This window comes from Capnocytophaga bilenii, from assembly GCF_017565765.1.
Classification (GTDB): Bacteria; Bacteroidota; Bacteroidia; order Flavobacteriales; family Flavobacteriaceae; genus Capnocytophaga; species Capnocytophaga bilenii.
In genome coordinates this window covers 118,171-132,172 of the sequence record NZ_JAGDYP010000006.1, presented here as the reverse complement: position 1 = coordinate 132,172, position 14,002 = coordinate 118,171, and the positions used below count along the sequence as shown (strand labels likewise).

Here is a 14,002-nt window from a genome sequence, read left to right as displayed (position 1 = left end):
GTTTTTTTAGTTTTTTATCTGTTGAACTAATATTTCTACTATAGCTTTTATAGAGGGTATCATTCGTGGTATAGCCATATTAGTTCGTTCTATCAATTGTAAACGAAGTGCCTTATCCTGATATTGTTTTTCTCTTGCATTTATAACTTCTACCGAAGGTAGAATATTTACATCCCATTCTTCTTTATTCAATGTAAAAGTAACTAAATGTTTTTCAGCCTGATAGCTGTAAAGATGTATTTTATTAACTGCTTTTTCAGTATATAAACGGTCTAGTGAACAGAGTAGCCCTTCTACCGCTTTGTCGTGCGAACTTTTGTCTGCTAATCTCCCATATCCTTGAAAATCAATTTCCTCCTGATAACGCAAATAAAAACCTAATTCTGTAAAAAGAGCAGGTGCTGCTATTGCAAAGGCTTCGGTGTCAAAACCATTTTCTCTAAATGCCAATGCAGTACGCAAGGGTACTTCTGGATTGCGCATAGTACCTTCTACAATAATATTGTATTTATAGGTTATAGCCTCTTGTATGAGAGCCTCTGTGAAAAAGTTAGAGAATATTTGTGTTTCAACCGAATATCTCTCAGTATATTTTATAAGTTCATCTGCTTCAGGGTGAAACTCCCTATAAATATCCCCATTTACAAAAAGGAAATCCTTATCAGGGAACTGTCGTAAAATAGCTTTTGCCAATCCACTCTTTCCCGAAGCAGGCTGTCCCCCTAATATAAAGGCTATCGGCTTTTCTTGCGAAACTATTCCTTTAATTAATTTATCCTTTTTATTGAGATAAATACTTTTAACTTTTTCTAAATCCATTCATTTCTTTTATTAACGGACTATAATAATGCACTACTTTATCCATAACAGAAAGTCGTGCCATATCATTTATACCATATAGCATTTTTTCTTCTTGTAAATACATTGCTATTTTTTGATTTAATAACTCCTTTTCTTCAGCGTTATTAGTTTCATCTATTTGTTTAATAGTTCTTACTTTCAATGACCCTACAATTTGTAGAGCTGTATCTAAACTAATGGGTTCTTTCATAGTTCATTCTCTTTTTAATTACTTATTCATCACTATAATAAAGCTTGTCTTCCCTGCTATTTGCAAAGTATCTCCTAAAACTATTTCTTTTCCTGATATTATCTCTTTACCCTTCAAAAATCCCGCCAAACTCTCTGCAAAGCGGTTCAGCTGTAGTGTTTGCGGCTTTTCGCTGTTGTTGAGCACTACCATTACCGTCTCAGTATCGTTGTAGCGAAAATAAACATACACTTCGTTTTCAGGCAAATATTGCTTAGTTTTACCATAGTGAATCACTGCCTTATCCTTACGCCAATTGAAAAGCTGAGCGGTAAAATCGTAATACTCATTTTGGATAGTCGTACGCCCAGCGGCAGAGAAAGCATTTTGAGTATCTCCTTGCCAACCCCCTGGAAAATCTTGTCGTATGTCGCCATCGCCTTTGCTCTTATCGCCTGCCATACCTATCTCGCTGCCGTAGTACAATTGCGGAATACCGCGTGCCGTAGCCAAAAGGGTGATAGTGAGCTTGTAATCGGCTATTTTAGGATATACTTGATTGACACGTGCGGTATCGTGGTTTTCAGCAAATATAAGTATATTATTAATATCTTTATAGAGAAAATCATTTGTAAAATTGTCATACAACTGTATCATACCCTTATCCCACGAAGGAGCTGAGCGAAATGCTTCGCCTATCGCATTAAAAAGCGGAAAATCCATCACAGTAGGCAGATAAGTATTGTAGCTCTGTATCGCACTTATAGGGCTGTCTTTTTGCCAATACGACACCTGAGCACTTTGGTTGAGCCATACCTCGCCCATAATATTAAAGTAAGGATACTCATTCATAATCGCTTTTGTCCATTTAGCGATGCCCTCTTTGTCGTTGTATGAATAGGTATCTACGCGCAGTCCATCAAGGTCGGCGTATTCTATCCACCAGATAGCATTCTGGGTGAGGTAGTTAAGCACCAAAGGATTGGCTTGGTTTAGGTCGGGCATAGAGGGGGCAAACCAGCCTTTTTCGCAGTATTTTTTATCCCATTCGGAAGCATTGCTATCCATTTGGGTACTCATACGGAAAGTACTCTGCCCGTACCCTGGGAACTGATGCAACCAATCGTAGCAAGGCAAGTCTTTCACCATCCAATGCTGACTGCCCCAGTGGTTCGTTACATAATCTTTAATGAGCTTCATTCCCCGCTTGTGCAAAGCCGCTGATAGCTGTATATATTCCTCATTCGTACCATAGCGAGGGTCTATTTTATAGACATCAGTTTGGGCATAAGTGTGATACGAATGTTGCAGTTCGTTATCCTCACATAAGGGCGTATGCCATATAGCCGTAGCCCCTAAGGATTGTATATAGTCCAGATAGTTGATAATCCCTTGAATATCACCCCCATGTCTGCCGTCAGAAGCCTCTCGGTTCAGTTTATCAACAAGAGCCAAATGCGAATTGTTATCGGGATTACCATTAGCAAAACGATCGGGCATCAGCAAGTAAATCATATCAGAGCTATCGAAGCCTTTACGGAGGGCAGAGCCCTCGCGCCTGCTCTTCAGCGGGTAAGTTACTGAGGTTACTTGCTTCTTTTTATCAAAAAGAGAAATATGGTAATTACCAGCTTTTTTAGTTTTGGTATCTACAGTAACAAACAGATAATTAGGGTTTTCAGTTTTCAATACATTGATGATAGGCAAATCACTTTCTACGCGGTATTGCGCTATATTTTTGCCATAGAGCAATACTTGCACCTCAGCGTATTGCATTCCTTCCCACCAAAACGGCGGTTCTACGCGCTCTATTTGAGCGTGTGTATTAAAAAAAGTAAATAGTCCCATAAGGATAATGATATATTTCATTATTAAATAGATAAATTGCAATTTGATAATAAAAGCCTACCTTAATCATTACAAGGCAGGCTTTGTTGGTTTTAAAATAAAGGTTTTTGCTTAGTACTTCTAAAATCAATAATCCAAATAGTAGTTTCTTCCTCTATAATCCTATAATAAAGAGCAAACTTACCTTTAAAAAAGATTTTAAGATATAAATTTATTTTCTCACTATAATAATTTTTTTGGTAAGGATTCTCTTGTATTTCTTTCAAAGCTTTTTCTGTCTCTACAATAATTTTATTAGAATAGGTTTCAGAATCATTACGTTCTGTCCAATAATCAAGAGTATTGAATAGTGCCAATTTAGCGTTTATTGTCCATTTTGTTTTCATATATCCGCTGTCTTGCTTCTCTAAAAACCTCCTCACTATCTATTAGCATTCCTTTTTGGGCTTGTGCTATTGATTTTTCTAATCTTGCTATATCCTCTACTGACAAATCATCATAAAAATCATAGTTTTTTTCTTCTATGATCTCTGTATGTGCTTTAAACTTCTCTAATATTGTTTTGATAATAGGAAAATCTAAAACACTTACTTCTGATTGAAATCTTATAACTCCTGTTTGCATACCTCTATATATTTTGGGCAAAGATAGTTATTTTTTTTCAAATGAGTGCTATATTATAAATTACTACGCTTTTTTATCGGTGATTTCGAGCAGTATAGGGCAATGGTCGCTGTGGTGGGCTTCGGGCAAAATGAGGGCGCGAGTCATACGATTTTCTAAGGGGGTGGCTACTAAATGATAGTCGATTCGCCAGCCTTTATTGTTGTTGCGCGCATTAGCTCTATAGCTCCACCACGAATATTGATGGGGCTCTTTGTGAAAATAACGAAAACTATCTATAAAACCGCTTTTCATAAAGGTATCAATCCACGCTCGCTCTACGGGCAAAAACCCTGATACAGTGGCATTGCGTACGGGGTCGTGGATATCAATTGCTTGGTGACAGATGTTGTAATCGCCGCAGATTACTAAATTGGGTACTTTCTTTTTTAGCTCATCGATATATTTCTGAAAATCGTCCATAAAAGTGAGCTTAAAATCTAACCTATCGGGGTTGGTGCCTGAAGGCAGGTATAGGCTCATTACTGAAACATCTTCAAAATCGGCACGGAGCACACGTCCTTCTTTGTCCATATAGTCAATTCCGGTACCTACTTCTACGTGTTTGGGTGCTATTTTTGAAAGAATTGCTACCCCACTATAGCCTTTTTTTTCGGCGCTGTGATAATATTGGTGGGTGTAGCCTAATTGGGCAAATACTTCGGTGGGTATTTGTGCCTCTATGGCTTTTATTTCTTGTAGGCATAACACATCGGGGTTGGCTGATTGCAACCATTGGGCGAAGCCTTTGGTGAGGGCTGCCCTGATGCCATTTACATTATAACTGATAATTTTCATTAGTAACCTGTTCCTTTTTCTCCTTTAAAAATCGCAATACCATTGGAAGTTCCTATGCGTTCTACTCCCAGATTTACGTACTGCATAGCTGTTTGGTAATCGCGTATACCGCCAGAGGCTTTTACTTTTGCCTTGTGCTGTACGCATTCTTTCATAAGAGCTACATCGGCGAGGGTGGCTCCTGCTGAGCCAAAGCCTGTAGAGGTTTTCACAAAATCGGCTTGTGCCTCGAGCGCTAAGCGGCAAGCCAATCGTTTTTCATCATCGGTAAGATAGCAGGTTTCTAAAATTACTTTTAGCACGCGATTCTCGCCAACGATGTTTTTAAGTGTTTTTATTTCTTCTAATACTTTATCGACTTTGCCTGACTTGAGTAGCCCTACGTTTAGTACCATATCAATTTCGTCTGCTCCATCGGCTATTGCTTGATTTGTTTCAAAGTATTTAGCTTCAGCAGCCATTGCTCCTAAGGGGAAACCTACTACGCTGCAGACTTTGACATTTGTACCTGTTAAAAAATTCTTTGCAGTAGCTACATAGCCACTATTTACACACACTGAATAGAAGTCGTAGGTTATGGCTTCTTGGCAAAGGGTTTCAATTTCAGCAATGGTAGCTGTAGTTTTCAAAAGTGTGTGATCTATAAGTTTGTTTAGTTTCATATATTGTTGTTTTTTATCAACTTTTAAAAATATAAATATTTGTGCAAATATAAGACTTTTTTTATATTTGCGCAAAATTTTTAATCTTATGGGTGCGAGCCGCACGGGCTTTTATTATTCGCTCAACCTTCGCTCATCCTTCGCTCATCCTTCGCTGAAGGTTCGGTGGGGAACAATTTTGAATTTTGAATTTTGAATTATGAATTGGGCGATGTGGATTGGGGGAATGGGATGAGTTGTAGTTTATTGTTTATTAAATATTGTTATGAAAATTGTACTTTCGCCAGCTAAAACTATGAATTTTGAAGGGATAGTCCCTACAAAACGCTATTCGTTGCCTCTTTTTCAGCAAGAAATTTCTGAGGTGCATTCTTCGCTAAAGCCGCTATCGCCACAAGCGCTATCGGCTTTGATGCATATTTCGCCTAAACTGGCTGACCTAAATTGGCAACGCAACCAATCGTTTGTAATGCCGTTTACGCCTGAAAATGCGCGTCCTGCTCTTTTTGCTTACGATGGCGATGTGTATGATGGGCTGCAGGCGGCTACGCTTTCGGAGAAACATATTGAGAAATTGCAGGGTTGCTTGCGGATACTCTCGGGGCTTTATGGTATGCTGAAGCCTTTAGACCTTATTGCGCCTTATCGGTTGGAAATGGGGATTAAATTGGCTGTTGGGGAGTATGCTGACTTATACACTTTCTGGAAAAATAAAATTACACAAGCCCTGAATGAAGAATTAGTACCTAATGAGCTTTTTATCAACTTGGCGAGTGAGGAATATTTTAAGGTGATTGACAGTTCGCTGCTGAAAGTGCCTGTTGTTACGCCTATATTCAAAGATTACAAGGGCGATGTGCTGAAGGTGGTGAGTTTTTATGCTAAAAAAGCGAGGGGACGGATGTTGCGCTATTTGGCTGAAAACGAAATTACTTCAATAGATGACCTCAAGGGGTTTGATGCTGATGGGTATACGTATGCAGCGCATTTATCTGAGGGGTATAAATTGGTGTTTATAAGGTAGTTATATAGAGGCTATCTAAAATATTTTGCTTTAGTTTAAAACAAGCTTATTAATAAATAGAATATTTTTGTAACTAATTGATTATTAACATCCCCCCTTCCCCCCTTCAAAAGGGGGGGGAGATGCCGAAGTTGTACTATTAAAGACTTTTTGGACAGCCTCTTTATAAGGTAGTTATATGATCCTTTGCCAAAGTGTATGTAAAAAAAATCGTTGTGTGCTGTATTTTAGAAGTTCCTTATAATTCCTATTGAAAGGTAGGGCTGTAGGTAGGTGCGTTCTATCGTTATGTTATTCTTTTCGTAAACTGCGCCGATAACTTTAGTTCCTAATGCTATATAAGGGTGTGTATCTAGAATAGATAATGAGGAGAAAAGTTGCACTTCGGTACCGCAGCGCATAAAAAACCAGTCGGAATAACGCTCACGGGTGGGAGAACCCATTACAAAATGAGTTTCGGAACGCAGGCTAATTTTTTCGTTTGTATAGAATCTAAAGCTGCCACTAAGCCCTATGCCCGAAGTGATAGTTTGGGCTTTGTTGAGAAGCTCATCGCGGAAGGAAGAGAAGCCCAGCTCTAAGATAAGTCCTAAGCGGAATTTCTCGGAAAAGCTATAACCCATCCCAATATCTAAATTGATTTGGCTCATCGCTTTTTCACCACTCACAAAGTTACTTCCAAAAGAAAGGTTATCGTTGTGGTAAATCCCTTTTTGTGCCAAAGCTAAATGAGTAAATAGCAAGGCAAATACTGCTAAAAATACTTTTTTCATAGTTTTTAATTATTTATTATTTTTAAGGCGCAAAGATATAACTTAATTGTAAAAAAAAAACACTATCAATAAAAAATTTTGCCAAAGGCTAAGATAATATCTTATAAACCTTTGGCAAAGTTACAATCAAATTTGTGTATATGAAAAAAACTTCTTTATGATAATACTTCTTTTACCTTATCGGCAGCTTCTTGGAATAAGATAGCTGAATGTACCGCTAAGCCTGAATTATCAATTAATTCTTTAGCTATTTCGGCATTAGTACCTTGCAAACGCACGATAATAGGCACTTTTATTTCGTCACCCATATTTTTGTAGGCATCTACAATACCTTGAGCTACACGGTCGCAACGTACAATACCGCCGAAGATATTCACCAAAATAGCCTTTACATTAGGGTCTTTTAAGATGATGCGGAAGGCAGTTTCTACACGTTTAGCATCGGCAGTTCCACCTACATCGAGGAAGTTTGCAGGGGCGCCACCTGCCTGCTTAATCAAGTCCATTGTAGCCATTGCCAAGCCAGCACCATTTACCATACAGCCTACGTTACCATCAAGAGCCACATAGTTAAGTCCGGCGGCTTTAGCTTCTACTTCTATAGGGTTTTCTTCGCGGAGGTCTCGGTAAGCTGCATATTCGGGGTGGCGATAGAGAGAGTTATCGTCAAGTACTACTTTAGCATCTACTGCAAGAATTTTGTTATCGGAAGTTTTTAGTACGGGGTTGATTTCGAACAGACTAGCGTCTGCCGACACATAAGCTTTGTAAAGCGCAGTAACGAATTTGACCATCTCTTTTTGAGCTTCGCCTGTAAGTCCCAAATTGAATGCTACTTGTCGTGCTTGGAAAGGAAGCAAGCCTACTGCGGGGTCTATTTCTTCAGTAAAGATAAGGTGAGGTGTTTTTTCGGCTACAGCTTCTATATCCATACCACCTTCGGTAGAATACATTATCATATTCTTACCAGTAGCTCGGTTTAGCAATACCGACATATAGAACTCTGAAGGTTCGCTTTCGCCAGGGTAATAGACATCTTCGGCAATAAGCACTTGGTGCACTTTTTTACCTGTAGGAGGTGTTTGAGGAGTTACGAGCATCATTCCGATGATGTTATTAGCCAAAGGTTCTACGTCTTTCAGCCCTTTAGCTAATTTTACTCCGCCTCCTTTACCTCGACCTCCAGCGTGTATTTGCGCTTTTACCACATACCACTGTGTGCCCGTTTGCTCAGTAAGCTGTTTTGCTGCCTCTACAGCTTCAGCAGGATTTTGCGCTACAATACCACGTTGTACGCGTACTCCAAAACTCGATAGGATTTCTTTTCCTTGATATTCGTGTAAATTCATACGTTGATTAATTTTAGAACTTTCGCACAAAGATAAGAACATTTTCGGAATATAAAAATTTTTTTAGTAAAAAAAAGAAAATATTTTTTTATACCTTTGCGGCTCAATTAGATAAATAATGGAAAAAGTTTATATTTTGGCTATCGAATCTTCTTGTGATGATACCTCAGCATCAGTACTTTGCAATGATAAAGTGCTTTCTAACGAAGTAGCCAATCAAGCTGTACATCAGCAATACGGGGGGGTGGTTCCGGAGCTTGCCTCGCGTGCTCATTTACAAAATATAGTGCCTGTAGTGGCAACGGCTTTACAAAAAGCGGGCATCAACAAAAGCGAACTTTCAGCAGTAGCTTTTACACGGGGTCCTGGTTTATTGGGGTCGTTATTAGTGGGTACTTCATTTGCTAAGGCAATGGCTATGGGGCTGGGCATTCCACTTATTGAGGTGAATCATATGCAGGCACACATCTTGGCGCACTTTATTGACGAAGGGCAGCCTAAGCCTTCTTTCCCTTTTCTTGCTATGACTATCAGCGGCGGACATACGCAGATTGTGCAGGTGAATAGTTTTTTTGATTTTCGGGTATTGGGTGAAACTTTGGACGATGCTGTGGGCGAGGCTTTTGACAAGACTGCTAAAATACTTGGGCTGCCCTACCCTGGAGGCCCGCTTATTGATAAATATGCCCAAGAGGGCAACCCTACTGCTTACTCTTTTGGCAAACCTAATATTCCTGCACTCAATTTTAGTTTTTCGGGGCTTAAGACTTCTATTTTATATTTTATTCAGAAGCAAACTGAGCAGAACCCTAATTTCATTGCTGAAAATCTTGCTGATATTTGTGCTTCGGTGCAACACACTATTATAGAGATACTGATGAAAAAACTAAAACGAGCGGCTAAAGAAACGGGCATCAAGCATATAGCTATAGGGGGTGGGGTCTCTGCCAACACAGGGATTCGCAACGCACTGCAAGCCTTAGGGGCGCAATATGGATGGCATACTTATATACCTAAATTTCAGTATTGTACCGACAACGCTGCTATGATAGGCATTGTAGGTTATTACAAATACTTACAAGAGCAGTTTGTAGGGCAGGAAGTTACCGCACAAGCGCGTTTGTCATTAGGCAGGTAGTGGGGAAGAATTATGAATTTTGAATTTTGAATTGGTAGTATGGCTGGAATTGGCAATTAAAAATAAAACTAAAATTTCTTTGGTAGGTTAAAAAAATATAGTACTTTTGCAGCGTAAAAATGCAAAGGCATTTTGTTTATAGTTGCCCTTTTACACAAGCAGTAAAACAGGCACTTAAAAAGCGAACTACACAAGCCTCTTCCAAGCGGAGAGGCTTTTTTGTATTGGTGGGTGATGTGTGGTGAGCAGAGATTTTTATGATTTAGATTGTAATAGCAGGAGATTGTGTAAAAATATTTTTGCAGAAAAATTTGTTTATAAGTATATAATTATATACCTTTGCATTATGAAAACTAAGTAAAACTATATGAAGTCAAGTGAGTTACACCGGCTTATCATTGAAAATGGTTGGATACTGATACGAGTAGCTGGTAGCCATTATATCTATCAGAAAAATGATAAAACATATCCTGTTCCTTATCACGGAAGCAAAGAGGTAGGGAAAGGGCTTGAGAAAAAAGTAAAAAAAGAAATGGATTTATCCTAAAAACATTATATCATATGAAAAATATTACCATTATTATAGAACGTAGTAGTGATTTTTATTGGGCTTATGCTGATAATATAGAGGGCATAAGTGCTGGAGGCAAGACTGTACAAGAGGCTAAAGATGGTATTTTGGAAGTAATTGCCCTACAAAAAGAACTTGGTAATTTTCCTTATACTGACTATATCCTTACTTATAAATACGACACTGAAAGTGTTTTGCAATATTTTAAAGGTGTAATAAGCAATCCTGCTTTTGAGCGACTTACAGGTATCAATCAGAAACTTATTCACCAATACGCCGTAGGGCTAAAAAAACCACGTGCTGCTCAACGTCAAAAAATACAAGAAGGACTACATAAATTAGGTGCTGAATTGCTTAGTATACAATTATAAAAAAGCTCTCAATAAAAGTCTTTGATGTTTTTTTGAATTTAAAAACTAAAATTTCTTTGGTAGATTAAAAAAAATATAGTACTTTTGCAGCGTAAAAATGCAAAGGCATTTTGTTTATAGTGTCCTTTTACACAAGCAGTAAAACAGGCACTTAAAAAGCGAACTATACAAGCCTCTTCCAAGCGGGGGGGCTTTTTTATCTTAACTTTTATTTAACAACGGAAAACAAAAAAGAGTATTATATTTGCAGCAAATTAAAAAATAACATATGAAAAAGATTTTACTTGGCTTTTTAGCCGCAGCTACTTTTTTGGTAGGTTGTAACAAAAATGAGGACACACCTAATAACATTCCTCAAAACCCAAACTTGCCAAAGAAACTGATTGATAAAAACAAAGATGGTAATATAAAAGAAGTTCGCTCATATACCTATACAAGGAATTTGCTTACTGAAATTGCCATTACTGAATACAATAATGGTGTACAAACAGGTACCACTAAGGTTGTTTACAGCTACGAAGGTAACCTTATAAAAGAAGTAAAAGCAGCTGAAAATGAATTGAAATACTACTACGAAAATGGAAAGATTTCTACAGTAACCGAAAATGAGATGGGTGATATCCATACTATCCAATGTACCTATGAGGGTAATCGGCTTACTAATGTATTAGCTACTCACTCGGAAACAGTATCTGTAAATGGAGATGTGCAAAGCGGCACAAGCCATATAGAGGCACAATACACTTATGATGGCAACACTGTAACCCAAGTAATGAGCTCTTATACTAAAGATAAGAATGGGGTGATAATAAATAGCTACGGGGTGGATAGCAAAACAACAATTTACACTATTGTCAATGATAATATACTGAAAATCATAGACAATGAAAATTCTATAGTATGTGAGTATGACAATCACCCTAACCCTGCATATGAACTAGATAAATTGGTGGGAACAAATGTATATAAAATATTTGATGTGGAGTTCTCTAAAAATAACATTACAAAGATTACTAAAACAAACCAAATGACACCAAAGGTGGAGGTAACAACTTTTGAATACCGCTATGATGCGTCAGGTCGCCCTATAGAGATAAAAAAATATATAAAAGAGGGTGATGACGAGCGAAAATTAGAAAGTATTAGAGAATTTGAATATTAGTGGTTGGTATCAAAGCGAACTATAGAAGCCTCTCCTAAGCGGAGGGGCTTTTTTATGTCTGCGGGTGGAATTGGCGCGTACTAAATTATTTATTAAACATTGCTTATTAAACATTATTTCTTACCTTTGCCAAAAATATTTTAATTATGAAAGTAACTTATTTAGGACACGCTTGCGTGAATATTGAAATTAATGGTAAATACTTTTTGGTAGACCCTTTTATTTCGGCTAACCCTTTAGCAAAACACATTGACATCAACTCTGTTCCAGCAGATTATATTCTTATTACTCACGCTCACGGCGACCACATTGCTGATGTGGAGGCTATTGCGAAACGTACAGGGGCTCAGCTGATTAGTAACCCTGAAATACTACAATACTTTCGCAACTTGGGGCTTGATGGGCACGATATGAACATCGGGGGGTCGCACCGCTTTGAAGACGGTACTGTAAAGATAAAAATGATAAAAGCTGAACACTCGTCTTCATTTCCTGATGGCACCTATGGCGGTAACCCTGCGGGATTTTTAGTGATTTACAACGACCAAACTATCTATATATCGGGGGATACGGCTTTGCACTACGATATGAAGATTATCCCGCACCAATACCGCATCGATTTGGGTATCTTCCCTATAGGTAATAACTATACTATGGGGGTGCGCGATGCTCTTACTGCGGCTCGCTTTGTAGAAACTAACAACGTGCTGGGGGTGCATTACAACACTTTCCCTGTTATTACTATAGACACGGAAGCTGCGGTACGAAAATTTAAAGATGACCATCGGCGCTTACACCTCCCTGCGATAGGAGAAACAATTAATGTTATATAGTGGTTGGTCGTTAGCAAGTTGCAGGCTAACGATTAAAAACTATGGACTAACAACTAAAACTACGGATTATGGAGTAACAATTAAAGATTAATAACTCATAATAGAATGAATAAAAAACTCATCATTATACTCTTATCACTTGTTACTTGTATGGCAATGGGGCAAGCGTTTCAGCCTGCTATGCCGCTGAATACGCCTCCGCTATTGGCTGGGAACTTTGCAGAATTGCGTCCGAATCATTTTCACGGGGGATTGGACTTTAAGACTTTAGGGAAAGAGGGCTTGGAGGTGTTGGCTGCGCAAGATGGCTATATCTCGCGGATAAAGGTAAGTCCGTATGGTTATGGGAAAACGCTTTACATTACTCACGCCAATGGTTATGTAACTACCTATAATCATTTGCAAAAGTACGCCCCTGAAATAGAGGCTTTTGTAAAGAAAAAGCAATACGAAAAACAAAGTTACGACATAGACATTATCCCAACGGAAGATATGTTTGTAGTAAAGAAAGGCGATTGGGTAGCGGTGAGTGGCAATACAGGAGGCAGCCAAGGTCCGCACTTGCATTTTGAGGTGCGCGATACGAGCAATAACGGCTGGAATCCGTTGCTTTTTGGCTTTAACGACATTGAAGATACCACTCCGCCAGAGGTTACACAACTATTTGCTTACTCGCTTAGCGAAGATGCACAAGTGGAGGAAACCCAATTGCCACGCCAAATTCACAAAACCAAACAGCCTGATGGTACTTACCTTGCCGATAAAATTTCGGCTATTGGCACTATAGGTTTTGGCTTTAGTGCTTATGACAGGCAAGACGGCACTGCTCACAAAAACGGGATTTACAAAGCAACCTTACAGCTGAATGGTGAAACCCAATTAGTATCTGCTTTTGACAAAGTAAATTTTGACGATACTCGCTACATCAATGTATTAGTGGATTATCCTCACTATATAGATCATAAAGGCTTTGTGCAGCTGTTGTACAAAACACCAGGTAACAAACTGGAAATTTACCCTGTACTGAACCCTAACAATGGTTACCTTACTATCGCTGAAGGGCAACAATACACAGTTACAGTGATAGTGGAGGATTTTAAGGGCAATGCTACTCGCATCAATATTCCTATTGAAGGGGCGCGTGCTGAACTAAAAACTCCACGCCTAGAAGACAAAGGTAATACTGAAATTATCGCTAGCAGAGACAACTATTACGAACTGCCTAATGGCAATGTGTATTTCCCTGAAAACACTTTCTACGAAAACATCAAAATTAGCCTTAGTGGCGAAGGTGAATCGGTGCAAATAGGCGACTATAAAACGCCCATACACAAATTTTACACGCTGAGCATCAAGAATACGAAGTACAAAGATGACGAGGTGAACAGGGTATACATATCACGTGGGGGGAGCTTTGAGCCTACGGTGTATAAAGACGGCTTTTTTACGGCACGTGTGCGTGGCTTAGGACGGTTTTCGCTTCGCAAAGACGAAACGCCTCCTGTAGTAAAAGCACTTAACTTTAAGAACAAAGGCATTGTAAAAGCCGATGTGCTGAAACTGAGTGTAAGCGATAACCTCAGCGGCTTTTCTCATTGTTCGGCAACTCTAAACGGACAGTGGATTCTGTTTGAATATGAGCCTAAAAACCACACCTTGAATTTCAATTTTGCCGATATTACCCCTTCTGACAGTAATAGCTACGATTTGGAAGTAAAAGCCTTTGACAAAGCAGGCAATGTAGGCACTCTAAAAGCGACTTTTACAAGATAATTCAATA

16 protein-coding genes are annotated in these 14,002 nt (G+C 38.7%); 7 read left to right on the top strand and 9 right to left on the bottom strand.

Translation table 11 applies throughout. The features are described from left to right. Positions 1-6: 6 nt before the first annotated feature. The 7 genes from J4N46_RS08840 to deoC all read right to left on the bottom strand — a co-directional run bounded on the left by J4N46_RS08840 (position 7) and on the right by deoC (position 5,001). Complete coding sequence (locus J4N46_RS08840) at positions 7-819, bottom strand: zeta toxin family protein (RefSeq protein ID WP_208058996.1); 813 nt, start codon at positions 817-819, stop codon at positions 7-9. Further along, the gene (locus J4N46_RS08835) at positions 800-1,051 is read right to left on the bottom strand and encodes a hypothetical protein (protein ID WP_208058995.1); all 252 of its coding nucleotides are present in this window, start codon (positions 1,049-1,051) and stop codon (positions 800-802) included. Before J4N46_RS08835 ends, J4N46_RS08840 begins: the two co-directional genes overlap by 20 nt. Positions 1,052-1,069: 18 nt before the next feature. After that, positions 1,070-2,899: a glycoside hydrolase family 13 protein gene (locus J4N46_RS08830; protein ID WP_208058994.1), complete on the bottom strand. Its 1,830-nt coding sequence runs from the start codon at positions 2,897-2,899 to the stop codon at positions 1,070-1,072. A gap of 71 nt (positions 2,900-2,970) precedes the next feature. Beyond that, positions 2,971-3,264: a type II toxin-antitoxin system RelE/ParE family toxin gene (locus J4N46_RS08825; RefSeq protein WP_208058993.1), complete on the bottom strand. Its 294-nt coding sequence runs from the start codon at positions 3,262-3,264 to the stop codon at positions 2,971-2,973. Further along, complete coding sequence (locus J4N46_RS08820; RefSeq protein WP_009416444.1) at positions 3,236-3,502, bottom strand: hypothetical protein; 267 nt, start codon at positions 3,500-3,502, stop codon at positions 3,236-3,238. Before J4N46_RS08820 ends, J4N46_RS08825 begins: the two co-directional genes overlap by 29 nt. A 63-nt stretch (positions 3,503-3,565) precedes the next feature. After that, positions 3,566-4,339 carry an exodeoxyribonuclease III gene (locus tag J4N46_RS08815; RefSeq protein WP_208058992.1) on the bottom strand — a complete coding sequence of 258 codons (774 nt, stop codon included), beginning with the start codon at positions 4,337-4,339 and terminating at the stop codon, positions 3,566-3,568. After that, entirely contained in the window at positions 4,339-5,001 is a 663-nt protein-coding gene (gene deoC / locus J4N46_RS08810; RefSeq protein ID WP_208058991.1) for a deoxyribose-phosphate aldolase, read from the bottom strand. Before deoC ends, J4N46_RS08815 begins: the two co-directional genes overlap by 1 nt. 265 nt (positions 5,002-5,266) lie before the next feature. Between deoC and yaaA the strand changes: the two genes are divergently transcribed. Further along, positions 5,267-6,025 (top strand): peroxide stress protein YaaA, encoded by a 759-nt coding sequence (yaaA, locus tag J4N46_RS08805; RefSeq protein ID WP_208058990.1) that lies wholly within the window; start codon positions 5,267-5,269, stop codon positions 6,023-6,025. A gap of 227 nt (positions 6,026-6,252) precedes the next feature. On the opposite strand, the gene J4N46_RS08800 is transcribed toward yaaA, so the two are convergent. Further along, positions 6,253-6,798 carry a hypothetical protein gene (locus J4N46_RS08800; protein WP_208058989.1) on the bottom strand — a complete coding sequence of 182 codons (546 nt, stop codon included), beginning with the start codon at positions 6,796-6,798 and terminating at the stop codon, positions 6,253-6,255. A 155-nt stretch (positions 6,799-6,953) separates the two neighbouring features. Next, positions 6,954-8,147 (bottom strand): ADP-forming succinate--CoA ligase subunit beta, encoded by a 1,194-nt coding sequence (gene sucC / locus J4N46_RS08795; protein ID WP_009416438.1) that lies wholly within the window; start codon positions 8,145-8,147, stop codon positions 6,954-6,956. Positions 8,148-8,265: 118 nt separating this feature from the next. Between sucC and tsaD the strand changes: the two genes are divergently transcribed. The 6 genes from tsaD (at position 8,266) to J4N46_RS08765 (ending at position 13,995) form a co-directional block, all read left to right on the top strand. After that, positions 8,266-9,285, top strand: coding sequence for a tRNA (adenosine(37)-N6)-threonylcarbamoyltransferase complex transferase subunit TsaD (tsaD, locus tag J4N46_RS08790; protein WP_208058988.1), 1,020 nt, complete (start codon positions 8,266-8,268; stop codon positions 9,283-9,285). 367 nt (positions 9,286-9,652) lie between these two features. Continuing rightward, the gene (locus J4N46_RS08785; RefSeq protein WP_009416435.1) at positions 9,653-9,832 is read left to right on the top strand and encodes a type II toxin-antitoxin system HicA family toxin; all 180 of its coding nucleotides are present in this window, start codon (positions 9,653-9,655) and stop codon (positions 9,830-9,832) included. A gap of 14 nt (positions 9,833-9,846) precedes the next feature. Continuing rightward, positions 9,847-10,227, top strand: a complete 381-nt coding sequence (locus J4N46_RS08780; RefSeq protein ID WP_009416434.1) for a type II toxin-antitoxin system HicB family antitoxin — start codon at positions 9,847-9,849, stop codon at positions 10,225-10,227. 268 nt (positions 10,228-10,495) lie between these two features. After that, entirely contained in the window at positions 10,496-11,389 is an 894-nt protein-coding gene (locus J4N46_RS08775; RefSeq protein ID WP_208058987.1) for a hypothetical protein, read from the top strand. Positions 11,390-11,535: 146 nt separating this feature from the next. Next, entirely contained in the window at positions 11,536-12,222 is a 687-nt protein-coding gene (locus J4N46_RS08770) for a metal-dependent hydrolase (protein ID WP_208058986.1), read from the top strand. Positions 12,223-12,327: 105 nt separating this feature from the next. Then, the gene (locus J4N46_RS08765; RefSeq protein WP_208058985.1) at positions 12,328-13,995 is read left to right on the top strand and encodes a M23 family metallopeptidase; all 1,668 of its coding nucleotides are present in this window, start codon (positions 12,328-12,330) and stop codon (positions 13,993-13,995) included. The last annotated feature ends 7 nt before the right edge of the window (positions 13,996-14,002 follow it).